Genomic DNA, 22,845 nt, shown 5'->3' with positions numbered 1-22,845 from the left:
CAGGTAGAATCACGCCCTGACAAAAATCGGGGCGTTTTTTTATGCGTATTGGCCACGGCTATGATGTGCACCGTTTCGGTGAAGGCGATTTCATCACGCTGGGCGGTGTGCGGATTGCACACAGCTTCGGGCTGCTTGCCCATTCCGACGGTGATGTCCTGCTGCACGCCTTGAGCGATGCGTTGCTCGGCGCTGCCGCGCTGGGTGATATCGGCAAGCATTTTCCGGATACCGACCCGCAATTCAAGGGCGCCGACAGCCGTGCGCTGTTGCGTCATGTCGTCGCACTGATCCACGCCAAGGGCTGGAAAGTCGGCAACGTCGATAACACCATCGTCGCCCAGGCCCCGAAAATGGCCCCGCATATCGAATCGATGCGCGCGCTGATTGCCGCGGATCTTCAAATTGAGTTGGATCAAGTGAACGTGAAAGCTACCACCACCGAAAAGCTTGGCTTTGTCGGTCGCGAAGAAGGTATTGCCGTGCACTCCGTTGCCTTGTTGCTGCGCGCATGAACGAGGCGCAATTGCTCGGCCCGCGGGCCTATGGTGACGCTCTCGGCAGCGCGGTGCTGAAAGCCACGGCGGAAGATTTCCAGGTCGATGAAGTCCTCGATATTCCCCTGAGCGGCGACGGCGAACACCTATGGATCTGGGTGGAAAAGCGCGGTCTGAATACCGAAGAAGCGGCACGGCGGATTGCCAAGGCTGCGGGCGTGCCATTGCGTACTGTCAGCTACGCGGGCCTCAAGGACCGTCAGGCGTTGACTCGCCAGTGGTTCAGCGTGCAACTGCCCGGCAAGGCTGATCCAGACCTGTCGGCAGCGGAAAACGACACGCTGAAGATTCTCAAGACCGGTCGGCACAGACGCAAGCTGCAACGCGGTGCCCATTCGGCCAACGGCTTCACGTTGCGCCTGACCCAGTTCGCTGGCGACAAGGCAGCGATCGAAGAGCGTCTGCAACTGATCGCCAGGCAAGGTATTCCCAATTATTTCGGCGCCCAGCGTTTCGGGCATGACGGCGGCAACGTCGTCGACGCCCGTGCCTGGGCAGCGCGCAAGGCCCTGCCGGAACAACGCAATGTGCGTTCGCGCCTGCTCTCAACCGCGCGTAGTTTTCTGTTTAATCAGGTGCTGGCGGCACGCGTCGCCGATGGTACCTGGCAGCATGCTCAGGTTGGCGATCTGCTGGCGTTCACTGACAGCCGCAGTTTCTTCCCGGCAGGTGAAGCCGAGTGCAGTGACCCGCGTCTGGCGATTCTCGACTTGCACCCGACCGGCCCGCAGTGGGGCGAAGGTGACTCGCCGGCGTCAGGCGCTGTCCATGAACTGGAGCAGGCGATCGCTGCGCGCGAAGCGGACCTGCGCGATTGGTTGATTAACGCTGGAATGAGCCACGAACGTCGCATCCTGCGGCTGCCCATTGGCGGGTTGACGTGGCATTATCCCGAGCCTGACATTCTGCAACTGGAATTCGTCCTCCCGGCCGGATGCTTCGCCACCGTATTGGTGCGTGAACTCGTCGATCTGGTGCCGGTGGGGCAGACGGACAGCCCATGCGTATTCTGATTTCTAACGACGATGGGGTAACCGCACCCGGTCTCGCCGCGCTTTATGCTGCGCTGGCGGATTACACCGAATGCGTGGTTATCGCCCCGGACCAGGACAAAAGCGGCGCCAGCAGCTCGCTGACGCTCGACCGTCCGTTGCACCCGCATACCTTGGCCAATGGCTTTATCAGCCTCAACGGAACGCCTACCGATTGCGTGCACCTGGGCCTTAACGGCTTGCTGGAGTTTGAACCGGACATGGTGGTTTCCGGTATTAACCTGGGTGCTAACCTGGGGGACGACGTGCTGTATTCCGGTACTGTGGCGGCGGCCCTTGAGGGACGTTTCCTGGAGCGTCCTTCGTTTGCCTTTTCGTTTGTCTCACGGCAAGTGGAGAACCTTCCCACGGCGGCCTATTTTGCGCGCAAACTGGTAGAGGCCCACGCGGACCTCGATCTACCACCGCGCACGGTACTGAACGTGAACATTCCCAACTTGCCGCTGGAGCATATCCGCGGTATCCAGCTGACCCGCCTGGGCCATCGCGCCCGCGCCGCTGCGCCGATAAAAGTGGTCGATCCGCGTGGTAAATCCGGTTACTGGATCGCTGCGGCGGGGGACGCCGAGGATGGCGGCCCGGGCACCGATTTCCATGCGGTGATGCAAGGCTATGTTTCAATCACGCCACTGCAACTGGATCGCACCTTTAATGATGCCTTCAGAAGTCTCGATGGCTGGCTGGAGGGGCTGCGCTAATGGCTCGTGAACAAGACGATATTCTGCACCGCGGCATCGGGATGACCTCCCAGCGGACCCGTGAGCGTCTGATTCAGCGCCTCTATGAAGAAGGGGTGTCCAACGCCAAGGTGCTGGAAGTCATCCGCCGCACACCGCGTCACCTGTTCGTCGATGAGGCGCTGGCCCACCGCGCTTATGAAGATACGGCGCTACCGATTGGCCATAACCAGACCATCTCCCAGCCTTATATGGTGGCGCGCATGAGCGAGCTGCTGCTGGAAGCCGGTCCGTTGGACAAGGTGATGGAGATCGGCACCGGTTCGGGTTACCAGACAGCAGTGCTATCGCAACTGGTCGAGCGGGTTTTTTCCGTCGAGCGCATCAAGGTTCTGCAAGATCGAGCCAAGGAGCGCCTGGTGGAGCTGAATCTGCGCAATGTGGTATTTCGCTGGGGCGATGGCTGGGAAGGCTGGCCGGCGCTGGCGCCTTACAACGGCATCATTGTTACCGCCGTAGCCACCGACGTGCCTCAGGCGCTGCTCGATCAATTGGCACCGGGCGGGCGACTGGTGATTCCGGTCGGCTCTGGTGAAGTTCAACAATTGATGCTGATCATCCGTGAAGAACAGGGCTTTTCCAGGCGTGTTCTGGGGGCGGTGCGCTTTGTGCCACTGCTCAACGGGCCGCTGGCCTGAGCATTTGTTTCAGCGCGCTGAATTCTCTTCGATTGCCCGGGTCTTACAGCGGCATCGATGGGTTAAACGGAATTCATCGTCAGGCAGCAAACGTGTGCGTGAAGCGAATCCGCTTCATTAAAGGTAAAGCCTGTTCGGCCCGTTATACTTGCGACATTTCGTGCCGAAACACGGCAATTCATATTTTCAGCCACCACAAAGGGAGCGGCGGGTGAGTCTCACAGTCGTTGCGCAGCGAATGGGTATAACGAGCTTTCAGCGTCTGGTGACTGGTCTTGTCTTGAGTACCTTGCTGGTCGGTTGCTCCAGCACCAAATCGAGTAGCGTGGGAGTTGTCGAACGCAACAATGCGGTCGCCCAGCGTCCGGCCGTAACCACCGGCCAGTACGTTGTTCGACCCAAGGACACGTTGTTTTCCATCGCCTTTCGCTACGGCTGGGACTACAAAGCCCTCGCGGCAAGGAACAACATTCCTACGCCTTACACGATCCATCCGGGTCAGACGATTCGCTTCGACGGTCGCAACGATTCAACGCCTACAGCGGTGGTGAGTTCGTCCAGTTCCTCGCCTTCGTCGTCGAGCAAAACCACGGTAATTCGGCGCCAGGCAAATGGCACAACAACCAGTACAACGGTGCTCGCACCGTCCGTCGCCAGCAAACCGGCACCCGCTCCACTGCCTCCTGCCGGTCCGGCCCCGACGGGCTGGGGGTGGCCTTCTAGTGGCATTCTCATTGGAAAATTCTCTTCAAACGGTAGTTTGAATAAAGGAATTGATATCGCCGGAGATTTGGGACAGCCTGTTTTAGCTGCGTCTGATGGGACGGTGGTATACGCCGGGAGTGGCTTAAGGGGCTACGGCGAATTAGTCATCATCAAACACAGCGATACCTACGTCAGTGCCTACGGTCACAACCGCAGGCTGTTGGTTCGGGAGGGGCAGCAGGTCAAAGTCGGACAGACAATTGCCGAAATGGGGTCAACGGGTACAGACCGGGTGAAACTGCATTTTGAGATTCGCCGACAAGGTAAACCTGTAGATCCGCTGCAGTTCCTGCCACGTCGTTGATTTGTTAGCCAAGCCTGTTCCGTCACGTAGAGGGAACAGGCTCCAGCGTTGCCAGGGATCAAGGCGCCGCTTGAGCTTGAGGTCGAACTCACCAAAGGACTATAACAATGGCTCTCAGTAAAGAAGTGCCGGAGTTTGACATCGACGATGAGGTTCTCCTTATGGAGACCGGCATCGCTATGGATTCGATGTCGAATGATGAAGGGGATGCACCACCTTCCGTTCGTGCCAAATCCAGACACTCCGCTTCGTTAAAGCAACACAAGTACATCGACTACACCCGGGCACTCGATGCCACGCAGCTGTACCTCAATGAAATCGGCTTTTCCCCATTGCTCTCCCCGGAAGAAGAAGTTCATTTTGCGCGCCTGTCGCAAAGTGGTGATCCGGCCGGACGCAAGCGCATGATTGAAAGCAACCTGCGGCTGGTGGTGAAAATCGCCCGGCGTTACGTCAATCGTGGGCTGTCGCTGCTGGACCTGATCGAAGAGGGTAACCTCGGCCTGATCCGGGCAGTGGAAAAGTTCGATCCAGAACGCGGCTTCCGCTTTTCGACCTATGCCACTTGGTGGATTCGTCAGACCATCGAACGCGCGATCATGAATCAGACCCGGACCATCCGGCTACCTATTCATGTGGTCAAAGAGCTCAACGTGTACTTGCGGGCTGCACGGGAGCTGACTCAAAAGCTCGACCATGAACCCTCACCCGAAGAAATTGCCAACCTGCTGGAGAAACCGGTAGGCGAGGTCAAGCGCATGCTTGGCCTGAACGAGCGGGTTTCTTCGGTCGACGTCTCGCTGGGTCCTGATTCGGATAAAACCCTGCTGGACACCTTGACCGACGACCGCCCGACCGATCCATGTGAACTGTTGCAGGATGACGACCTGTCGCAGAGCATCGATCAATGGCTCTCGGAGCTGACCGACAAGCAACGCGAGGTGGTCGTACGCCGCTTCGGCTTGCGAGGTCACGAGAGCAGTACGCTTGAAGATGTCGGCCTGGAAATCGGCCTTACCCGGGAGCGGGTCAGGCAAATCCAGGTTGAAGGCCTCAAGCGTCTTCGGGAGATTCTCGAGAAAAACGGCCTGTCGAGTGAGTCGCTGTTCCAATAAGCCATTCGCTCAACCGGCAACAAAAAGCCCCGACTGGTTCGGGGCTTTTTGCTGTCGGGAAGATGAAAGGTGTGTTGGTATTGGCGCCACCTCAGGTTTGTAGTCTCGTGGTGTAAGTCTTTGCTTACTCTTTCGTAAGTGTTCATTATTTTTACACCCTGGTAGTTGTCTATTCGAAGGATGCTGTATTTATAAGCTATTGATTTGTATGCTTATTTTATTAAGTTAACAGCATATTACAGATGATTTCAGCCATGGAGGCCGATTGCTCTTGGTGGGGAATCCTCTAGTATTTGAACTGTGTCGACGGATAGACACGCCCTTCAAGGAAGAGGGGAATGGACATCGCAGGATGCGATTCATCAGGACGATGAAAAGGAATACATGGAATAGGGAAAAAATGTGGGCGGGTCAAACCGCCCCTTTTTTTGCCTGCAGAAAAGCAAAAAGGCCCGCAAGGGGCCTTTTCGGGAACGCGAGGGAAATCAGCGTTCGAGGTGTTCGATCTTGCCTGGCTTGCCATCCCATTCAGCGGAATCGGGCAATGGATCTTTCCGTTCAGTGATGTTCGGCCATACCTCGGCCAATTCCATGTTCAGCTGAATGAAGTTTTCCATACCGGCGGGAACTTCATCTTCAGAGAAGATGGCCACGGCAGGGCATTCTGGTTCGCACAGTGCGCAGTCGATGCACTCATCCGGGTGAATCACCAGGAAGTTCGGGCCTTCGTAAAAGCAGTCCACCGGACAGACTTCTACGCAGTCGGTGTACTTGCACTTGATGCAGTTGTCGGTGACGACGAAGGTCATTTCTAATTTTCTCCTCAGGCGGCGGCAGCGGAGCCCCTTCAGGACGGGGTCGCCAGGTTCGGGAGCGATAGTCTGCAGGCCAGGCTATGAGCCTGCAGCATCCCAAACCGCGCGAGATTCTAACAGCTTGCAGGCAAGTGCGTTAGATCCGTGTCTTTAATGTATAGAGCATTTCCAAAGCCCTGCGTGGTGTCAGGTCATCCAGATCAAGTTTGGCCAGTTCATCCAGCACCGGATGCGGCAGGCTGGCGAACATGTCGCTCTGCTGCGGCGCAACGGATTTGCCTTTGGCCGGCGTCGGCACTTCATGGGGCAGCGCCGTGGATTCCAGCCGGCTCAAGTGTTCACGGGCACGCACGATCACTTCGCTCGGCACCCCGGCCAACTGTGCAACCGCCAGGCCATAGCTCTGGCTGGCAGGCCCAGGCAGCACGTGGTGCAGGAACACGATGCGTTCGTTGTGCTCGGTGGCATTGAGGTGCACGTTGGCTACTAGCGGCTGGGCTTCCGGCAGCACCGTCAGCTCGAAATAGTGAGTGGCGAACAGTGTATAGGCCCGCAGTTGTGCCAGACGCTCGGCCGCGGCCCACGCCAGGGACAGGCCGTCGAAGGTGCTGGTGCCGCGACCGACTTCGTCCATCAGCACCAGGCTGCGCTCGGTGGCGTTGTGCAGGATGTTTGCGGTTTCGCTCATTTCGACCATGAACGTCGAACGCCCACCCGCCAGGTCGTCGCTGGAACCGATCCGGGTGAAGATCCGGTCGACCAGGGACAATTCGCAACTGGCCGCCGGCACGAAGCTACCGATGTGCGCCAGCAGCACGATCAACGCGGTCTGGCGCATGTAGGTGGATTTACCGCCCATGTTCGGACCGGTGATTACCAGCATGCGGGTGCTGTCATCGAGGCTCAGGTCGTTGGCCACGAACGGTGTGGTGAGTACTTGCTCGACCACCGGGTGACGACCCTGGCTGATGCGCATGCATGGCTCGCTGACGAAGCGCGGGCAGTTCAGGTCCAGATTCAGTGCACGCTCGGCGAGGTTGCTCAGCACGTCCAGCTCGGCCAGTGCGGCAGCGGTGTCCTGCAAGGGCGGCAATTGAGCGATCAGGTCTTCGAGCAGTGCTTCGTAGAGCATCTTCTCGCGCGCCAGGGCACGGCTCTTGGCCGACAGCGCCTTGTCTTCGAACGCTTTCAGTTCCGGGGTGATGAAGCGCTCGGCACCCTTGAGGGTCTGGCGACGGATATAGTCTGCCGGTGCCGATTCGGCCTGCTTGCTCGGCAACTCAATGAAGTAACCGTGAATGCGGTTGTAACCCACTTTCAGGTTGGCCAGGCCGGTGCGGGCCTTCTCCCGGGCTTCCAGATCGATCAGGAACTGCCCGGCGTTTTCGCTGAGCGATTGCAGCTCGTCGAGTTCGCTGTCGTAACCGGTTTTCAACACGCCGCCGTCACGGATCACCGCCGGCGGGTTGTCGATGATGGCTTTCTCCAGCAGCGCCGCGAGTTCTGGATAGGTGCTGGTGGTCGTCGCCAATTGCATGATGTGCGGAGCTTCAAGCTCGGCCATCGCCATCTGCAACTCTGGCAGTGCGCCGAGGGCATCGCGCAGGCGCGCCAGGTCACGAGGACGGGCATTGCGCAGGCCGATCCGCGCCAGAATCCGCTCGATGTCACCGATTTCCTTGAGCTGCGGTTGCAGTTTCTCAAAGCGATAACGGTCCAGCAGGCAGGTGATCGACGTCTGGCGTGCCAGAAGTACGGTCAAATCCCGCAGAGGACGGTTCAGCCAGCGGGTCAGCAAACGGCTGCCCATGGCGGTCTGGCAGCGGTCGACCACCGATTGCAACGTGTTGTCGCGACCACCGGCCAGGTTGGTATCCAGTTCCAGGTTGCGCCGGCTGGCGCCGTCCAGCACCACTGTGTCGTCCAGGCGTTCATGACGCAGGCTGCGCAAGTGCGGCAGGGCGGTGCGCTGGGTTTCCTTGGCGTAGCTGAGCAGGCAGCCAGCAGCGCCGATGGCCAGGGTCAGGTTCTCGCAGCCGAAACCTTTCAGGTCCTGGGTGGAAAACTGCTGGCAAAGACTTTTCAACGCCGAGTCACGCTCGAAATCCCACGGCGCACGGCGACGAACCCCACGACGTTTCTCCGCTGGCAAGTCCTTCGGCCAGTCGTCCGGGATCATCAGCTCAACCGGGTTGACCCGCTCCAGTTCCGCCAGCAGGTTTTCCCAGCCCTTGATCTCCAGCACCGTGAAGTTGCCGCTGGTGATGTCCAGCACCGCCAGACCGAACAGACGCTCGTCACCCAGCACCGCAGCGATCAGGTTGTCCCGACGCTCATCCAGCAGCGCTTCATCGCTGACCGTGCCGGGCGTGATGATCCGTACCACCTGACGATCCACCGGGCCTTTGCTGGTGGCCGGGTCGCCGACCTGCTCGCAGATCACCACCGATTCGCCAAGCTTCACCAGTTTCGCCAGGTAACCTTCCGCAGCGTGGTAAGGAATCCCACACATCGGAATCGCCTGACCCGCCGATTGCCCACGAGCCGTCAGGGTGATGTCCAGCAACTTGGCGGCCTTCTTCGCATCTTCATAGAAGATCTCGTAGAAGTCGCCCATGCGATAGAACATCAGCTGGTCGGGGTGCTGATTCTTCAGGCGCCAGTATTGCTGCATCATTGGCGTGTGGGAGGACAGATCGGAGACGGCTTTATTCATCGGATATAGGCAAATTCGTTGAAAGGTGTGGGGCAAAGGAGGGGCATCGGCCCGGCTTTTCCGCGATGGGCGCAAGGTTACCATGGGCGGTCCGCCCGACGCAGGCATGAAAGCCTCAAGGCTATTTTTCGTGGGTCTATGCACAAATTATGCAATTTGGCATTTGTCTTCCGAAAAAAGATCAAGCACTATTCGCGTTATGCAAAAACGCAATGTTTCTACCGTCTTAAGAGCGCTGCTCGATCAGCACGGGATCTCCCCCACGGAGCTTCACCGTCGCACCGGCGTGCCTCAATCCACTCTCTCGCGCATCCTCAGCGGGAAGATCGTCGATCCTTCGGATAAACATATCTCGAAGATTGCCGAATACTTTGCTGTGAGCACCGATCAATTGCGGGGCCGCGCGGATGTTGCGTCGGCCGCCAGCGCCGGGCGCGATCAATTGCATTCGGAACTCAAGGACATAAGCCTGTGGGACGACGATACGCCTGTCGATGACGACGAGGTGTCGGTCCCCTTTCTTCGCGAGGTTGAATTGGCTGCTGGATCAGGAAGATTCGTCATCGAAGAGAGCGAGCGCTCTAGCCTGCGCTTCGGCAAGCGCAGCTTGCGCCATAACGGTGTGCAGTTCGACCAGGCCAAATGCGTGACCGTGCGCGGCAACAGCATGTTGCCAGTGCTGCGCGATGGTGCCACGGTGGGGGTGAATGCCGGTAAATGCGGGATTGGCGACATCATCGACGGCGACCTGTACGCCATCAACCACAACGGCCAGTTGCGGGTGAAACAGCTTTATCGCCTGCCGACCGGGATTCGCCTGCGCAGCTTCAATCGTGATGAGCATCCGGACGAGGACTACAGCTTCCAGGAAATCCAGGAAGAGCAAATCGTCATCCTTGGTCACGTCTTCTGGTGGGGCATGTACGCCCGCTAACCTCACCGCTGTCAGATAAAACCCGTCGCCCGACGGGTTTTTTTTCGCCTGCCGGAAACCACCAACGCCTTTGTCTGTGGGGCTTTCATGCACCTGTGCATTTCTTGCGCATAAATAAATGCATTTATGCATTGACTGTATATGCATCCATGCATATTCTTTGTCTCAAGCCGCTCAACAAAGCGGCTCGAAACGAAGCTCTTTAGTTCCACCACAAAGGCAGCGATGAACCGGCCTCAACGGTTCAGAGGGTTGGCAACTGACCCGGGTGTGCAGCGTAAAGCACCAGAAGCAGTTATCCGGCGGGCAGGGACCGCGGTCGGAAAAACAATTTGAATCGATCCGTACCGCGCCAGTAGCGCCGAAAGATCACGCAAGCGCATTACTGAAAAGCCTGGGCGACCGGGCTTTTTGGAATGCCTGCCTACATCAGGCATATCAACCCTCATCCTGGACCGTCATTGCAGCAAACCGCTGCGTAATCCATTCATTCGACTCAATAGGTAAAACATGGACGTATTCAACAAAATCGTTGGCCCGCTGATGCTGGCCATGGCTCTGTCCGGCGCTGCGGGCAGCGCTACTGCCGCAAACCTCCTGGTCAACGGCAGCTTTGAACAGCCGGGTTGCAGCGACAGTTGCATTCTGGACACGACGGCGAAAGCCAACTTCATCACCGGCTGGACGACCTTTCTGTCGGGCGCCGAATACTTCAACGTGCGCGCCTCGATTCCTGGCTCCGCCGCAGCGGAAGGCGCGGTGATTGTCGATCTGGCTAACAATGTTTATGGCAACGGCGGCGGCATTCAGCAGAACTTCGCCACCGTAGTAGGGGCCAAGTATCGATTGACCTTCAGCCTGGGCAACTCGGTGTACGCCAGCCGCTCCGGTGATGGTGTCGTGCAAGTGAAGGTCGCCGGTCAGACCGTCACCTTCAACACGCCAACGGTCAAGGGTAGCGTTGTCGAGTGGAACACTGTGACTTATGACTTCACAGCGACCACGGCCCAAACCACTCTGGCCTTCTCCAATGAGCAGAACCCGTACGTCAACTTCGCTTTCATCGACAACGTGATCGTTGAAAAGCTGTAGTTCTTCATCGATCAAAACCAGGCGGCTCATTTTCGAGAGGCCCATCTCATCGATCCCAAGGAGGCGGGACATGACAAACGAGCAACAAGCGTTGCTGGACATGCCGATCTGGCTCGTCATCCTCCTCGCGGTAGCGGGCGGGGTGTCCGGCGAAATGTGGCGCGCCGACAAGGAGGGCGCCCGTGGCTGGTCACTGCTGCGGCGCCTGGCCCTGCGGTCCGGGGCCTGCATGATCTGCGGCGTCTCGGCGATCATGCTGTTGTACGCCGCGGGCCTGTCGATCTGGGCCGCTGGCGCCTTTGGCTGCCTGACGGCGATGGCCGGGGCGGACGTGGCCATCGGGCTTTACGAACGCTGGGCCGCCAAGCGGATTGGCGTTTGTGAAGTGCCACCGCGCGATCCGTCTCAGGATCATTGAGCCCTCAATCTTAAGGAGCGTCATCCACAGTGCATACCGCACTGACCCGCAAGGACGCGGGTTTACCACGGCCAGTACCGTTCACTCAAACCCGCCGCGGCGGGTTTTTTATTGCCCGGTGAAGAACCATGAAGATCACAGCCCTGATCACGCAACTGCGTGAGCAATGCCCAACCCTGGCCAATCGTGTGGCCGCCGGCATCGACCTCGCTACGCTGCAAGCCAACACCCCGTTGCAAACGCCTTGCGCCTATGTGGTGCCGATTGCCGATCTGGCCAGCAAAAGCGTGGCGCAAAACCTGATGCTGCAACCGATCCGCGACCGCGTCGAAGTCACCCTGGTGCTCGACACCACGGACGCCGTTGCAGCGCTGGATCAACTGCACGACCTGCGCGCCGAACTGTGGCGCGCACTGGTGGGTTTCAAGCCTGGTAACGACTACAGCGCCATCGCCTACGACGGCGGCGAACTGGTTTCCATCAACAGCAGCCGTGTGCTCTATCGCCTGCGCTTTTTCACCGAATTCCAGCTCGGCCGCAATTTGCCGGGGCAACCGGCGCAGAGCTGGCACGAGCGTGAACTGGACGGCTTGTCGTCCTTTACCGGGGTCACCGTGCGGGTCGATGCGATCGACCCGGCGGACCCCAATCTGCAACGCCCAGGCCCCGACGGGCGCCTGGAACTGACTTTCTCTGGAGACGTAACCCCATGAGCAAACGCATCACCGTGCTGCCGGCCCCGGGCCGTGCCGTGCCGGACCCGGAAGCGGGCGATCTGTTGCCCCTCGAAGGCCGTGAAGTGCCGGACAACGCCTGGTGGCGTCGACGTCTGGCCGATGGCGATATCACTACCAAAGCCGTGAAAGCGGCGAAACCACAGGGAGCCAAATAATGGCGATCGGATTCAGCAACATCCCCGCGGACATTCGTGTTCCGCTGTTCTATGCCGAAATGGACAACTCGGCCGCCAATAGCGCGTCGTCGGCGATGCGCCGCCTGATCGTCGCTCAGGTCAACGACAACATCGCGCCGGCCGATGTCGGCAAGCTGGTGCTGGTGTCCAGCGTGGCGTTGGCCAAAAGCATTGGCGGCCAAGGCTCGATGCTCGCCTCGATGTACGAAACCTGGCGCAAGACCGACCCGATCGGCGAGATCTGGTGCCTGCCGCTGCACAACACCGAAGGCAGCATTGCCAAAGGCGTGCTGACCCTGACGGGTGCGGCGACCCAAAGCGGCGTGCTCAACCTGTACGTCGGCGGCGTTCGCGTTCAGGCGGCCATCGTCAACGGCGCCACCGCGGCGCAAGCGGCCACCGCCCTGGCACTGAAAATCAACGCCAGCGCCGATCTGCCGGTCACTGCCGCAGCGGTCGAAGGTGTGGTCACCCTGAGCGCCAAATGGACTGGCGACAGCGGCAACGACATCAGCCTGCAATTCAATCGCCTGGGCAAGAGCAACGGCGAAGAAACCCCGGCCGGCCTGACCTCGGCGATCACCGCCATGACTGGCGGCGCCGGTGTGCCGGATCAAGTGGCTGCCGTGGCTGCGCTGGGCGATGAACCGTTCGAGTTCATCTGCATGCCGTGGTCGGATCTGTCGACGCTCAACACCTGGCAAGCCGTCATGGATGACAGCACCGGTCGTTGGTCCTGGGCCAAGCAATTGTTCGGTCACGTCTACAGTGCCAAACGCGGCACCGTCGGCACTCTGGTGGCGGCCGGTCAGGCGCGTAACGACCAGCACATGACCATTCAGGCGCTGGAACCGGGCGTACCGCAACCGTTTTGGGTACAGGCCGCGGCCCTGGCTGCGCGCACCTCGGTGTTCATCTCGGCCGACGCCAGCCGTCCGACCCAAAGCGGCAGCCTGCCAGGTCTCGACCCGGCTCCGGCGAGCGAGCGGTTCACCCTGACCGAGCGTCAGTCGCTGCTCAACTACGGCATCGCCACCGCGTACTACGAAGGCGGCTACGTGCGCATTCAGCGTTCGATCACCACCTATCAGAAGAACGCCTACGGCCAGGCAGACAACTCCTACCTGGACAGCGAAACCATGCACCAGTCGGCGTTCATCGTGCGTCGTCTGCAAAGCGTGATCACCAGCAAATACGGCCGCCACAAACTGGCCTCCGACGGCACCCGTTTCGGCGCCGGCCAGCCAATCGTTACCCCGAGCACCCTTCGCGGTGAGCTGATCGCCCAGTACGCCAAGCTCGAACTGGAAGGCCATGTGGAAAACGCCGAGCTGTTCGCCGAACACCTGATCGTCGAGCGCGACACTCAGGACCCGAGCCGGGTCAACGTGCTGTTCCCGCCGGACTACATCAACGGCCTGCGCGTGTTCGCGCTGCTCAACCAGTTCCGTCTGCAGTACGACGACGCAGCCTGATCGCTGCCTTTGACTGTATGAATTCGGCCCACCGCGTGTGGGCTTTTTATTTGAAGGGAGAAACACCATGGGTCAACTGATTGCGGGCACCTGCTACGTCAAAGTGGACGGCGCTCAACTGACCATCAACGGTGGCTGCGAAGCACCATTGATGGCCGTTAAACGGGAAACCGTCGTGCCGGGCTTCTACAAGGAAACCGACATCGCGCCGTCGTTCAAAGTGACGGCGCTGCACACTGCGGACTTCCCGCTCAAGCAACTGATCGCAGGCTCCGACATGACCGTCACCTGCGAATTCAGTAACGGCAAAGTCTATGTACTAGCCGGCGCTTATCTGGTGGAGGAGCCGGTATCCAAAGGCGATGACGCCACCATCGAACTGAAATTCGAAGGCATCAAGGGGACTTGGCAATGAGCAACGCCGTGAAGCTTCAAGTTGCGATCGAAGCCCACGGCGAGCCCTTGACCGAGCTCAACCTGCGCCGCCCGACGGTGCAGGAAGTGCGAGCGATCAAGGCGCTGCCGTACAAGATCGACAAGAGCGAAGAGGTCAGCCTCGACATGGACGTCGCGGCCAAATACATCGCCGTGTGCGCCGGCATCCCGCCGTCGTCGGTCAACCAACTGGATCTGGCTGACCTCAATACGCTGAGTTGGGCGGTCGCGAGTTTTTTCATGAGTGCGGCATCGGAGCCATCACCGACCTGATCGCAGTCGCCTATGACCTGGCCTGGTTCTGGAAGGTTGACCCCGAACAGATGATGGCCAGGCCACTGGATGTGCTCCGCGAATCGCTGGAGCACGCGCAACGGATCAATGCGATGCAGCAGGTGCAGTGATGGCGAACATACAACAAAGCATGAGCCTGACGAACATTCAGACCACGGTGAACATGTCCGTGGTCGTGATCAATGCCCAGAAGCTGGATACCCAGCTCAAGGGCATCAAGGCCAGGATCGGCGCGTTCAAGAAAAGCATCGAGGACAGCGGCCTCGGCACGCTCGATGCGGGCGCCTTCATCAATGGGGGCGGGCTGCTGGAACCCTTCATCAGCGGCATCAAAAAGGCAATCAAGGCAGAAGATGAACTCGAGGACAAATCCAGTAAAACCACGACGCTGAAAGCGCCTGAGGTGTCGCTCGGTCATACCGCTACCAACCTCAAGCAGTTCAACGATGCGGTAGACGGTATTTCCTTGAAAATGGGGCAGGCGCTGCTGCCGGCGGTCAACAGTGTGGTCACCGGCCTGATGCCGTTGATCACTGCCGTTGGCGAATTTGTCGCCAATAACCCTGCACTGGTCGAAGGGTTGGCGGCGGCAGCCGTGGCCTTCACGGTGGTCACTGCAGGGGCCATGGGGCTCGTTGCTGTGATGGGTCTGCTGACTTCCCCCATTGGCATTGTCGCCGCAGTGATTGCCCTGACAGCGGGTTTGATAGTGGCTTACTGGAAGCCGATATCGGGATTCTTCAAAGGTATCTGGCAAGCGATGCAAGGGGCGGCGGAGTCGACGTTTGCAGCGTTCCAGAGCCTGTTCAACTGGAAACCGCTTGAGGCGCTGAAGGCGGGTTGGGCGCCGATCAGCGGTTTTGTTTCCGAGCTGTGGGGATCGATTTACGGCGCGACGGCACAGGCCTGGCAGAGCTTTCGGTCGATCTTCGAGTGGTCGCCCCAAGCGTCGATTGAAGCGGCGTGGGCACCGATCAGTGGCTTTTTCGGTTCGCTCTGGGAGGACGTGAAAAAACTGTCGGCCCCGATCGGCGACTTTTTCAAGACGCTGTTTTCCTGGCATCCGCTCGTCATCGTGGCCAGCAATTGGCAGCCGCTGGTGGGGTTGTTTTCCGCGCTCTGGGATTTGCTCAGGGCCTTGGCAGTGCCGGCGATGAGTTTTCTCAAGAAGCTCTTTGACTGGAACGTGGTGGACAAGGTCGCCCGTGCCTGGCAACCGGTGGTTACGTGCTTTTCGGCGATCTGGGATGTGCTTCGTGCGCTGGCCGCGGTGGCGGTCGATTTTCTCAAAGGCCTGTTCGACTGGTCACCGACGCAGATGTTTCGTGCCGCTTGGGATCCGGTGAGCAATTACTTATCGGGGATGTGGCAGAACCTGCAAGTGCAGGCGCAACCGGCGGTGGCCTTTTTCAAAGGCCTGTTCGACTGGTCGCCGACGGAGATGTTTCGTGCCGCCTGGGACCCGGTGAGCAATTACCTCTCGGGCCTGTGGCAGAACCTGCAAGTGCAGGCGCAACCGGCGGTGGCCTTTTTCAAAGGCCTGTTCGACTGGTCGCCGGCGGAGGTGTTTCGTGCCGCCTGGGACCCGGTTAGCAATTACTTCTCGGGCATGTGGCAAGACTTGCAAGTGCGGGCGCAACCGATGGTGGATTACTTCAAGGGACTCTTTGATTGGTCCCCCCTGGACATGTTCAAGGCCGGTTGGGAGCCGGTCACCGAGTGGTTTTCCATTTGGTCGGGCAAGCTGCAAGACCTGCTCGCGCCAATCAGGGAAATGTTCAACGGTGGCTTTGGCGGTTTCATTACCAGTGTTACCGGTAAGGTCGAAGGCTTGACTGCGGCGCAACAGAAAACCAATGCCGAAGGCAAGGGGGAGCTCGCACCAGCGTTCTTTGGTGCCAGCAATGATGCGGCGCCGCTGTCGAACAACCTGGCCCAAGGCTCCAACGCCCTGGTGCAGCAAAGCGCCGCCAACAATCGCACGCAACTCGAAGGCGGCCTGACGGTTCGCTTCGAAAACGCGCCGGCCGGGCTGCGCACCGATCAACCGCAAACCAATCAACCGGGGCTGTCGCTCAACTCGCGCATCGGCTACCGCTCACTTTCCATGGGAGGCTCCAATGAGTTGGCGTGACCGTTTGTTGCCGGCGTCCTTTCGCGGTGTCGGTTTCTGGGTCGATCAGGCGAAAACCCCGGTCGGTAAAAAGGGCCAGTTGCACGAGTATCCGCAGCGGGACCTGCCGTTTTTCGAGGGCCTTGGCCAGCAGGCAAAGATCCACGATCTGACGGCGTTCATCGTCGGCCCCGATTGCCTGGAGCAGCGCGACAAGCTGCTCAAGGCGCTGGAGCAGGGCAGTGGTGAACTGGTGCACCCGTGGCTGGGGCGGATACAAGTCAAGGTCGGCGAATGCGACATGACCCATACCCGCCAGGACGGCGGGCTGGTGACGTTCACGCTGAAGTTTTACCCCGATGAACCGCTGCCGTTTCCGACGGCCACGGTCAGCACGCAGAAGGTGCTGCTGGCCAAGGCCGACACCTTGCTGGGCTCGGCGGTGGCGCGTTTCGAACAGGCCATGACCCTGATCAAGGCCGCGCGAATCGGCATCGCCAATCTGCGCAACAGCCTGACCGGGGTGTATGACGTAATCAAGGAACAGCTCAAACCGTTGATCGAGCAATATCGGCAGATCACCGAGCTGGTCAACGCGGTCAAGGAATTGCCCAAGGAAGTGGCGGCGGAATTCAAGGGCTTGCTCGGCGATATCAAATCGCTCAAGGACTTCGCGAAGGAGGGTTATCGTGGCGTGATTGCCGACGTGTCCCAACAGCTCGAAGCCATCCGCAAGGCCGATGCCCCAAAGCTCACCACCGGCAAGGACACCACGGCCGCGGCGCAAGCCATGGCCGATCTGGTGCAGGACACGTTGCTGGTCAAAGTAGCGCAATGGGTTGCCTCGATGCCGGTCGCGTCGACACCGGTGAAACTGTCGTCGACGCCATCGCTGGAGCAGCAGGCGAACCTGCCGGTCACCCGGCAGGAAGTACCGGTCACCGACGATTTGAAAGCGCTGCAAAAGGCGCTTGTCGAGGCGACCAACCCGATGCTGGACAAGGCCGGTCCCGCGCACTACCAGGCTATCGACGATGTGAAGCAGGCGTTGCTTGCGCATCTCAAGGCAGTGGCGTCGTCGGGTGTACGACAGGTCAGCAAGTCTTTTCAGGAAAGCCTTCCGGCGCTGGTCGTGGCGTACAAGCAATTTGCCGATGCAACGCGGGTCACCGAAGTGATTCAGCGCAACGGAATTGCCCATCCAGGGTACGCGCCGAACGATGTGAAAGTATCCGGGAAGTGAACCATGAACGAGATGGATAACCGCGTCACATTGACGGTCGGCGGCCTGGAATACGGTGGTTGGAAAAGCGTGGAAATCACGGCGGATCTGGAGCGTCAGTTCCGCACCTTTAAACTCAACATCACCTGGCAATGGCCGGGGCAGACCGTGGACAAGCGGATCCAGCCCGGTGACGCCTGTGAAGTGCGCATCGGCCAGGATCTGGTACTGACCGGGTATGTGTTCAAGGCCCCGATCAGCTATGACGGGCGACAGATCAGCCTGAACATCGAAGGCAGTTCTTGTACTCAGGACCTGGTGGATTGCGCCGCGACCAACCGCCCGAATCAATGGCATGAGCAATCGCTGTTGAGCATCGTCGAAGCGCTGGCGATCACCTACAAGGTCTTTGTGGTCAGTGAAATTCCCGAGACCGCCCGGCTCAGCAGTCACACCATCGTGCCGGGGGAAACGGTGTTTCAATCCATCGACCGCTTGCTGACGTTATTCCGGGTGTTTTCTACCGATGATGCCCAGGGCCGGTTGGTGTTGGCCCGGCCTGGCAGTGGTGGCCGAGCCAGCGATGCGCTGGAGTTGGGCAAGAATATTCTCTCGGCCAACGCACCGATGGATTACAGCCAGGTGTTCTCCGAATACCGGGTCATCGGTCAGCAAAAGGGCACGGACAAGAAGAGCGGGGCGGCGGTCAGCGAGGTTGAATCGGTATCTGCCGACCTGAGCTACAAGCGTCGGCGGGTTACGGTGATCAACGAAGGCATGCAGATCAATCCCGATCTCGCCTTGCAACGGGCCAACTGGGAAAGCGCTACCCGCGTCGGCAAGGCCAAAACCACCACTTATCAGGTGCAGGGTTGGCGGCAATCGAACGGCGATCTGTGGCGTCATAACACGTTGGTGCGGGTCAAGGATCCGGTGCTGGGGTTCGATGACGACATGCTGATTTCCAAAGTGACCTACTCGCTGTCGGCGCAAGGTTCGATCACCACCCTGCAAGTCGCACCGCCGCATACCTTCGATGCCAATCCCGAGCCCCCGAAGAAAACCTGATAGCCCCTTAAAAGGTCGCAGCCTTCGGCCTCGCCCCTCCAAGGAATTCAACATGAGCCTACTGACACGCCTCCTGGCGCGCGGCACTGTCGTGCTCGCCAACTCGGCCACCAAGCTTCAATCGCTGCAAATGCGCCTCACCGCCGGCGAAGTGAACGACGACATGGAGCACTTCGAACCCTACGGATTCACCAGCAACCCGCTGGCCGGCGCCGAAGGTGTCGCTACATTTCTGGGCGGTGATCGCTCCCACGCCATCGTGTTGGTAGTCGCCGATCGTCGCTATCGCCTCCAGTCCCTGGCCGCGGGAGAAGTAGCGATCTACACCGACGAAGGCGACAAGATCCACTTCAAGCGCGGGCGGATCATCGACATCGAAACTGCCACCCTGAATATCCGCGCCAGCAGTGCAGTCAACTTCGACACACCCGTGATCAACCAGACCGGAAAAATCGTCTCCACCGGCGATCAGATTGCCGGTGGCATCAGCCAGATCAAACACGTGCATGTCGGCGTGCAAGCGGGCAACGGCCAGACCGGCGCACCGGCGGGAGGGCAGTGATGTTGATCAGCCAGAACCTCCACGCCGCACTGACTCGCTCAGTGCTGATCAGCCTGTTCACCTGGCGCCGCGCCGCCGATGACGATGCCCTCGACGACGAAGAGCGTTTTGGCTGGTGGGGCGACAGCTTTCCTACGGTGGCCGACGACCGCATCGGTTCGCGGTTGTGGCTGTTGCGCCGGGTCAAGCTGACCCGCCAGACCCAGATGGACGCCGAGTTCTATGCCCGCGAAGCCCTGCAATGGCTGATCGACGACGGCCACTGCAGCGCCATCGACATCATCAGCGAACGCCTCGACGCCCAGCGCCTGAACCTGCGCACGGTCCTGACCCTGGCCGACGGCGAACGCTTGGACATCAACCCCGATAACAGTTGGCAGGTGATCTATGCCGTTTGAAACCCCTTCGCTGCCGGTGCTGATCAAGCGCGCCCAAAGCGACCTGGCCAGCGATTCGCTGCGCCAGTCCGATGCGCAAGTGCTGGCCCGCACCCTCGGTGGCGCCGCCTATGGCCTGTATGGCTACCTGGACTGGATCGCCGAGCAGATCCTCCCGGACAAGGCCGATGAATTGACCCTGGAACGGATCGCCGCACTGCGTTTGAACCAGCCGCGCAAGTCCGCACAAGCGGCCAGCGGCAGCGTCAGCTTTACCGCCAGCGCCGGTGCCGTGCTGGACGTCGACACCCTGCTGCAATCGAGCGACGGTCGCACCTACAAAGTGACCGCCGCGCGCACCACCAGCAACGGCCTCAACAGCACCACCATCGCCGCGCTCGAAGCCGGCAGCCTGGGCAATGCCGAGGCCGGCTTGACGTTGATACCGGTGCAGCCGATTGCGGGGATCGTCGGCAATAGCTTTACCGTACTGGCGCCGGGGCTCAACGGTGGTGTGGCGCGGGAAAGCCTGGAGTCACTGCGCTCGCGGGTGATTCGCTCCTACCGCATCATCCCCCACGGCGGTTCGGCCCAGGACTATGAAACCTGGGCCCTGGAATGCCCTGGTGTGACCCGCGCCTGGTGCCGTGGCGGTTTGTTGGGGCCGGGCACGGTCAGCCTGTTCATCATGCGTGACGACGATCCGCAGCCGGTGCCGAATGACGAACAACTGGCCGAAGTCCAGGCCTACATCGAGCCTCTGCGCCCGGTCACCGCCGAGGTGCATGTACAGCGGCCGGTTCAGGTACCGGTCGTCTATCACCTCAGCGTGAGTCCCGACACCACGGCAGTCCGTGCGGCAGTCGAGGCGCAATTACGTGACCTGCATAACCGTGAAGCCGACCTCGGCCAGAAATTGTTGATCAGTCACATCCGTGAAGCCATCAGCAGCGCCAGTGGTGAATACGACCACTCACTCACCTCGCCCGTCGCCGATGTCCCTGCCAACAAAAACGAATTGCTGACGTTTGGAGGTTGCGTATGGGGGGCATAAGAACCGCCGCGCAATACCACGCCCAACTGCGCAGCCTGCTGCCCAGTGGGCCGGCCTGGGACCCTGAACAAGTTCCTGAACTCGAAGAAGTGCTCGAAGGCGTGGCACAGGAGCTGGCCCGCCTCGACGCCCGCGCCGCCGACCTGCTCAACGAAATGGACCCGGCTGGGGTCAGCGAACTGGTGCCCGATTGGGAGCGGGTAATGAACCTTCCCGACCCATGCCTGGGCGCCACGCCACTGTTCGATGACCGCCGCCTGGCCGTGCGCCGGCGACTGCTCGCGGTCGGCAGTCAAGCCGTCGGCTACTACCTCGAGATCGCGAAAAGCCAGGGTTACCCGAGCGCCACCATCACCGAACTCGAAGCCCCGCGCATGGGCCGCTCGCGTTTCGGTGCGGCGCACTGGGGCACTTGGGAAGCGCAGTTCATGTGGACGCTGAATACCGGTGGGCGATTGCTGTTGGGCCGGCGTTTTGGGGCGAGTTACTGGGGCGAGCGTTTCGGCGTGAATCCAGGCTCGGCGCTGGAGTGCCTGATCCACCGCAGCGCACCGGCGCACACCAGGGTACACATCAATTATGACTAGGGAGTAGAGGGATGGATTATCCGAAGAGTGTGCCCAGCGCCGGATTGGTGAATGGGAAGTTTGTGGATGAGAACCCGCTGACCGGGACGGCGGGGTCGTTGATTCCGGCGGAATGGGGGAATGGGGTAACGAGTGAAATTCTTGAGGTGATTACTGCTGCCGGTTTGACGCCCAGCGAATCAAATCTGACGCAACTCTTGAGTGCCATTCGCAGCATCAGTCGTTCGACTGCCGGCCTTGGTATCCAGCGTTTCACCGCAAACGGCAGTTTCACCGTACCTGCCGGTGTAACGAAGATTTGGCTCAGCGGTTGTGCTGGCGGTGGCGGCGGCGGAGCTTGCCCAGGGGGCACCAGCGCGACAGCTTCAGGCGGCAGCGGTGGCGGGGCAGGTCAACCGGTGATCAAACTGTTGGTGGCGGTGACACCAGGGCAGGTGATCCCGATTGTGATCGGGGCGGCGGGCGTCGGGGGAAACGGCAATGTGACCGCAACGGCGGGAGGCAATACTCTGGTGGGCACTTCGGGTGCGCTGCTGGTGCTATCTGGCGGTAGCCCAGGTCTTTCCGGCGTCAACATGGCTGGCTTTGTTCCGGGGCCTTCGGGCGGTCAGGGCTTTCCTGCGGGAGGGGATGCGACAGATACAACGTCCAATATGGCGGCGGGTTATGGGGGACAGGGAGCAAGCGGACCTTTTGGTACGGGAGGCAACTCTGCTCGTTCTGGCACAACCTCAGGCTTTCCCGGGAAATCGGCCTATGGTTTCGGTGCCGGGGGCAGTGGTGCCGGCGGTTATTACATTCCTGGTGTCGGCACCGGGCAGCCCGGAGGTCAGGGAGCGCCTGGCCTCATGATCATCGAGTGGTGAAAACATGACAAAACAAGTGCTTTATTGCCGAGCAACCGGCTTGATCATTGAATGGCAAGACACTGAACTGTTTGCTTACGCTGCCCCCACGGTCGCTAATGGCGCTCTACCGATCACTGCTGAGCAATGGGTTCAGAAAGAGTTACCGCACCTTGTATTTAATGGTGAGCTGACAAAAGTCGAAACGCCGCAACCCTCACCATCCCATTACTGGGATGGTACTCAGTGGGTGCTGAGCCTTGCAGATACGGCGGAATCGGAGAGTCTGGATGCTGAGCAACTTTGTGCCCGTGTGGACGCGGCGGCAGACAGCGCTCGCCAAGTCATTGCCGGTGATCCACTTCTCACCCTGGAGTATGCAAGAGCTGCGACGGATGCGCAGGCATTCAAGGATGAGGGTTATCCCAAAAAGGCTGTGCCACTGGCTATATCTGCGTGGGTCGTCAAAGGCCGAACTGCCAAACAAGCCACCGACGAGATTCTCGAAAAAGCCGCTCAATTCAATGAGAGTTTACTGACGCTTCGCACCCTCCGATTGAAGGCCAAAGAGAAAATCAAGGCACATATCGCCAAGGGCAAGATGGACTTGGCCAGGGACGCCAGTGATGAGGCGGTTATGGCTATTGGTAATTTACTCATGGTGCAGGAAGTCTAATTGAGCGTGTTTCGATCTTCTCCGCTCTTGTATTGAGACAGATTCAGTTCGACTGCCAGCAAGCCATATACCCACTCACCG

The 22,845-nt window shown here is 59.7% G+C and carries 25 protein-coding genes; 23 read left to right on the top strand and 2 right to left on the bottom strand.

Annotated elements, in window-relative coordinates; all coding sequences use genetic code 11:
• Positions 1-41 precede the first annotated feature (41 nt).
• From ispF to rpoS, 6 genes are all read left to right on the top strand, one after another.
• On the top strand, positions 42-515 hold the full coding sequence (gene ispF / locus AF70_RS13870) for a 2-C-methyl-D-erythritol 2,4-cyclodiphosphate synthase (RefSeq protein WP_019581009.1): 474 nt from the start codon (positions 42-44) through the stop codon (positions 513-515).
• Entirely contained in the window at positions 512-1,570 is a 1,059-nt protein-coding gene (gene truD / locus AF70_RS13865; RefSeq protein ID WP_019581008.1) for a tRNA pseudouridine(13) synthase TruD, read from the top strand. The genes ispF and truD overlap by 4 nt, the downstream gene beginning before the upstream one ends.
• Positions 1,558-2,307, top strand: a complete 750-nt coding sequence (surE, locus tag AF70_RS13860) for a 5'/3'-nucleotidase SurE (protein WP_018926998.1) — start codon at positions 1,558-1,560, stop codon at positions 2,305-2,307. Before truD ends, surE begins: the two co-directional genes overlap by 13 nt.
• Positions 2,308-2,348: 41 nt before the next feature.
• Complete coding sequence (locus AF70_RS13855) at positions 2,349-2,984, top strand: protein-L-isoaspartate(D-aspartate) O-methyltransferase (protein WP_172901226.1); 636 nt, start codon at positions 2,349-2,351, stop codon at positions 2,982-2,984.
• Between the two features lie 211 nt (positions 2,985-3,195).
• A complete protein-coding gene (locus AF70_RS13850; RefSeq protein ID WP_026331840.1) occupies positions 3,196-4,053 on the top strand; it encodes a peptidoglycan DD-metalloendopeptidase family protein in 858 nt (285 codons plus the stop codon).
• A gap of 107 nt (positions 4,054-4,160) precedes the next feature.
• Entirely contained in the window at positions 4,161-5,168 is a 1,008-nt protein-coding gene (gene rpoS, locus AF70_RS13845) for an RNA polymerase sigma factor RpoS (protein WP_007940534.1), read from the top strand.
• A 485-nt stretch (positions 5,169-5,653) separates the two neighbouring features.
• On the opposite strand, the gene fdxA is transcribed toward rpoS, so the two are convergent.
• Positions 5,654-5,977: a ferredoxin FdxA gene (gene fdxA / locus AF70_RS13840; protein WP_007940535.1), complete on the bottom strand. Its 324-nt coding sequence runs from the start codon at positions 5,975-5,977 to the stop codon at positions 5,654-5,656.
• A 142-nt stretch (positions 5,978-6,119) separates the two neighbouring features.
• A complete protein-coding gene (mutS, locus tag AF70_RS13835) occupies positions 6,120-8,699 on the bottom strand; it encodes a DNA mismatch repair protein MutS (protein WP_028939211.1) in 2,580 nt (859 codons plus the stop codon).
• Positions 8,700-8,898: 199 nt separating this feature from the next.
• Between mutS and AF70_RS13830 the strand changes: the two genes are divergently transcribed.
• The 17 genes from AF70_RS13830 (at position 8,899) to AF70_RS13750 (ending at position 22,764) form a co-directional block, all read left to right on the top strand.
• A complete protein-coding gene (locus tag AF70_RS13830; RefSeq protein ID WP_028939212.1) occupies positions 8,899-9,633 on the top strand; it encodes an XRE family transcriptional regulator in 735 nt (244 codons plus the stop codon).
• Positions 9,634-10,143: 510 nt separating this feature from the next.
• Positions 10,144-10,725 carry a DUF642 domain-containing protein gene (locus tag AF70_RS13825; RefSeq protein WP_028939213.1) on the top strand — a complete coding sequence of 194 codons (582 nt, stop codon included), beginning with the start codon at positions 10,144-10,146 and terminating at the stop codon, positions 10,723-10,725.
• Positions 10,726-10,795: 70 nt separating this feature from the next.
• Complete coding sequence (locus AF70_RS13820; RefSeq protein WP_019581003.1) at positions 10,796-11,143, top strand: phage holin family protein; 348 nt, start codon at positions 10,796-10,798, stop codon at positions 11,141-11,143.
• 128 nt (positions 11,144-11,271) lie between these two features.
• Positions 11,272-11,856 (top strand): hypothetical protein, encoded by a 585-nt coding sequence (locus AF70_RS13815; RefSeq protein ID WP_028939214.1) that lies wholly within the window; start codon positions 11,272-11,274, stop codon positions 11,854-11,856.
• The gene (locus AF70_RS13810; protein WP_003198311.1) at positions 11,853-12,035 is read left to right on the top strand and encodes a DUF2635 domain-containing protein; all 183 of its coding nucleotides are present in this window, start codon (positions 11,853-11,855) and stop codon (positions 12,033-12,035) included. Before AF70_RS13815 ends, AF70_RS13810 begins: the two co-directional genes overlap by 4 nt.
• On the top strand, positions 12,035-13,531 hold the full coding sequence (locus AF70_RS13805) for a phage tail sheath subtilisin-like domain-containing protein (protein ID WP_028939215.1): 1,497 nt from the start codon (positions 12,035-12,037) through the stop codon (positions 13,529-13,531). Before AF70_RS13810 ends, AF70_RS13805 begins: the two co-directional genes overlap by 1 nt.
• 67 nt (positions 13,532-13,598) lie before the next feature.
• Positions 13,599-13,946 (top strand): phage tail tube protein, encoded by a 348-nt coding sequence (locus AF70_RS13800; protein WP_018926973.1) that lies wholly within the window; start codon positions 13,599-13,601, stop codon positions 13,944-13,946.
• Positions 13,943-14,239, top strand: a complete 297-nt coding sequence (locus AF70_RS13795; RefSeq protein WP_018926972.1) for a phage tail assembly protein — start codon at positions 13,943-13,945, stop codon at positions 14,237-14,239. The genes AF70_RS13800 and AF70_RS13795 overlap by 4 nt, the downstream gene beginning before the upstream one ends.
• Before the next feature lie 130 nt (positions 14,240-14,369).
• The gene (locus AF70_RS13790; RefSeq protein WP_032830949.1) at positions 14,370-16,394 is read left to right on the top strand and encodes a hypothetical protein; all 2,025 of its coding nucleotides are present in this window, start codon (positions 14,370-14,372) and stop codon (positions 16,392-16,394) included.
• Positions 16,381-17,616: a DNA circularization protein gene (locus AF70_RS13785; protein ID WP_028939217.1), complete on the top strand. Its 1,236-nt coding sequence runs from the start codon at positions 16,381-16,383 to the stop codon at positions 17,614-17,616. The genes AF70_RS13790 and AF70_RS13785 overlap by 14 nt, the downstream gene beginning before the upstream one ends.
• Before the next feature lie 3 nt (positions 17,617-17,619).
• Positions 17,620-18,663, top strand: a complete 1,044-nt coding sequence (locus AF70_RS13780; RefSeq protein WP_019580999.1) for a phage baseplate assembly protein — start codon at positions 17,620-17,622, stop codon at positions 18,661-18,663.
• 52 nt (positions 18,664-18,715) lie between these two features.
• The gene (locus AF70_RS13775) at positions 18,716-19,225 is read left to right on the top strand and encodes a phage baseplate assembly protein V (protein ID WP_028939218.1); all 510 of its coding nucleotides are present in this window, start codon (positions 18,716-18,718) and stop codon (positions 19,223-19,225) included.
• Positions 19,225-19,623, top strand: coding sequence for a phage GP46 family protein (locus AF70_RS13770; protein ID WP_018926967.1), 399 nt, complete (start codon positions 19,225-19,227; stop codon positions 19,621-19,623). The genes AF70_RS13775 and AF70_RS13770 overlap by 1 nt, the downstream gene beginning before the upstream one ends.
• A complete protein-coding gene (locus tag AF70_RS13765) occupies positions 19,613-20,656 on the top strand; it encodes a baseplate J/gp47 family protein (RefSeq protein ID WP_028939219.1) in 1,044 nt (347 codons plus the stop codon). The genes AF70_RS13770 and AF70_RS13765 overlap by 11 nt, the downstream gene beginning before the upstream one ends.
• On the top strand, positions 20,644-21,243 hold the full coding sequence (locus AF70_RS13760; RefSeq protein ID WP_019580996.1) for a YmfQ family protein: 600 nt from the start codon (positions 20,644-20,646) through the stop codon (positions 21,241-21,243). The genes AF70_RS13765 and AF70_RS13760 overlap by 13 nt, the downstream gene beginning before the upstream one ends.
• A gap of 11 nt (positions 21,244-21,254) precedes the next feature.
• Entirely contained in the window at positions 21,255-22,109 is an 855-nt protein-coding gene (locus tag AF70_RS13755) for a hypothetical protein (RefSeq protein ID WP_028939220.1), read from the top strand.
• A gap of 4 nt (positions 22,110-22,113) precedes the next feature.
• Complete coding sequence (locus AF70_RS13750; RefSeq protein ID WP_028939221.1) at positions 22,114-22,764, top strand: hypothetical protein; 651 nt, start codon at positions 22,114-22,116, stop codon at positions 22,762-22,764.
• Positions 22,765-22,845 lie beyond the last annotated feature (81 nt).

Origin of the sequence: Pseudomonas sp. KD5 (assembly GCF_012932895.1) — a bacterium.
In the GTDB taxonomy this organism is placed as follows: domain Bacteria; phylum Pseudomonadota; class Gammaproteobacteria; order Pseudomonadales; family Pseudomonadaceae; genus Aquipseudomonas.
Note: the sequence above shows the minus strand (reverse complement) of the source record. Positions and strands in the feature narration are given on the sequence as shown.

What these genes read in the sequence shown, in the direction of transcription:
- ispF (WP_019581009.1), top strand. Translation starts at nt 42, where the DNA reads ATGCGTATTGGCCACGGCTATGATGTGCACCGTTTCGGTGAAGGCGAT.
- truD (WP_019581008.1), top strand. Translation starts at nt 512, where the DNA reads ATGAACGAGGCGCAATTGCTCGGCCCGCGGGCCTATGGTGACGCTCTC.
- surE (WP_018926998.1), top strand. Translation starts at nt 1,558, where the DNA reads ATGCGTATTCTGATTTCTAACGACGATGGGGTAACCGCACCCGGTCTC.
- AF70_RS13855 (WP_172901226.1), top strand. Translation starts at nt 2,349, where the DNA reads ATGACCTCCCAGCGGACCCGTGAGCGTCTGATTCAGCGCCTCTATGAA.
- rpoS (WP_007940534.1), top strand. Translation starts at nt 4,161, where the DNA reads ATGGCTCTCAGTAAAGAAGTGCCGGAGTTTGACATCGACGATGAGGTT.
- fdxA (WP_007940535.1), bottom strand. Translation starts at nt 5,977, where the DNA reads ATGACCTTCGTCGTCACCGACAACTGCATCAAGTGCAAGTACACCGAC.
- mutS (WP_028939211.1), bottom strand. Translation starts at nt 8,699, where the DNA reads ATGAATAAAGCCGTCTCCGATCTGTCCTCCCACACGCCAATGATGCAG.
- AF70_RS13830 (WP_028939212.1), top strand. Translation starts at nt 8,899, where the DNA reads ATGCAAAAACGCAATGTTTCTACCGTCTTAAGAGCGCTGCTCGATCAG.
- AF70_RS13825 (WP_028939213.1), top strand. Translation starts at nt 10,144, where the DNA reads ATGGACGTATTCAACAAAATCGTTGGCCCGCTGATGCTGGCCATGGCT.
- AF70_RS13820 (WP_019581003.1), top strand. Translation starts at nt 10,796, where the DNA reads ATGACAAACGAGCAACAAGCGTTGCTGGACATGCCGATCTGGCTCGTC.
- AF70_RS13815 (WP_028939214.1), top strand. Translation starts at nt 11,272, where the DNA reads ATGAAGATCACAGCCCTGATCACGCAACTGCGTGAGCAATGCCCAACC.
- AF70_RS13810 (WP_003198311.1), top strand. Translation starts at nt 11,853, where the DNA reads ATGAGCAAACGCATCACCGTGCTGCCGGCCCCGGGCCGTGCCGTGCCG.
- AF70_RS13805 (WP_028939215.1), top strand. Translation starts at nt 12,035, where the DNA reads ATGGCGATCGGATTCAGCAACATCCCCGCGGACATTCGTGTTCCGCTG.
- AF70_RS13800 (WP_018926973.1), top strand. Translation starts at nt 13,599, where the DNA reads ATGGGTCAACTGATTGCGGGCACCTGCTACGTCAAAGTGGACGGCGCT.
- AF70_RS13795 (WP_018926972.1), top strand. Translation starts at nt 13,943, where the DNA reads ATGAGCAACGCCGTGAAGCTTCAAGTTGCGATCGAAGCCCACGGCGAG.
- AF70_RS13790 (WP_032830949.1), top strand. Translation starts at nt 14,370, where the DNA reads ATGGCGAACATACAACAAAGCATGAGCCTGACGAACATTCAGACCACG.
- AF70_RS13785 (WP_028939217.1), top strand. Translation starts at nt 16,381, where the DNA reads ATGAGTTGGCGTGACCGTTTGTTGCCGGCGTCCTTTCGCGGTGTCGGT.
- AF70_RS13780 (WP_019580999.1), top strand. Translation starts at nt 17,620, where the DNA reads ATGAACGAGATGGATAACCGCGTCACATTGACGGTCGGCGGCCTGGAA.
- AF70_RS13775 (WP_028939218.1), top strand. Translation starts at nt 18,716, where the DNA reads ATGAGCCTACTGACACGCCTCCTGGCGCGCGGCACTGTCGTGCTCGCC.
- AF70_RS13770 (WP_018926967.1), top strand. Translation starts at nt 19,225, where the DNA reads ATGTTGATCAGCCAGAACCTCCACGCCGCACTGACTCGCTCAGTGCTG.
- AF70_RS13765 (WP_028939219.1), top strand. Translation starts at nt 19,613, where the DNA reads ATGCCGTTTGAAACCCCTTCGCTGCCGGTGCTGATCAAGCGCGCCCAA.
- AF70_RS13760 (WP_019580996.1), top strand. Translation starts at nt 20,644, where the DNA reads ATGGGGGGCATAAGAACCGCCGCGCAATACCACGCCCAACTGCGCAGC.
- AF70_RS13755 (WP_028939220.1), top strand. Translation starts at nt 21,255, where the DNA reads ATGGATTATCCGAAGAGTGTGCCCAGCGCCGGATTGGTGAATGGGAAG.
- AF70_RS13750 (WP_028939221.1), top strand. Translation starts at nt 22,114, where the DNA reads ATGACAAAACAAGTGCTTTATTGCCGAGCAACCGGCTTGATCATTGAA.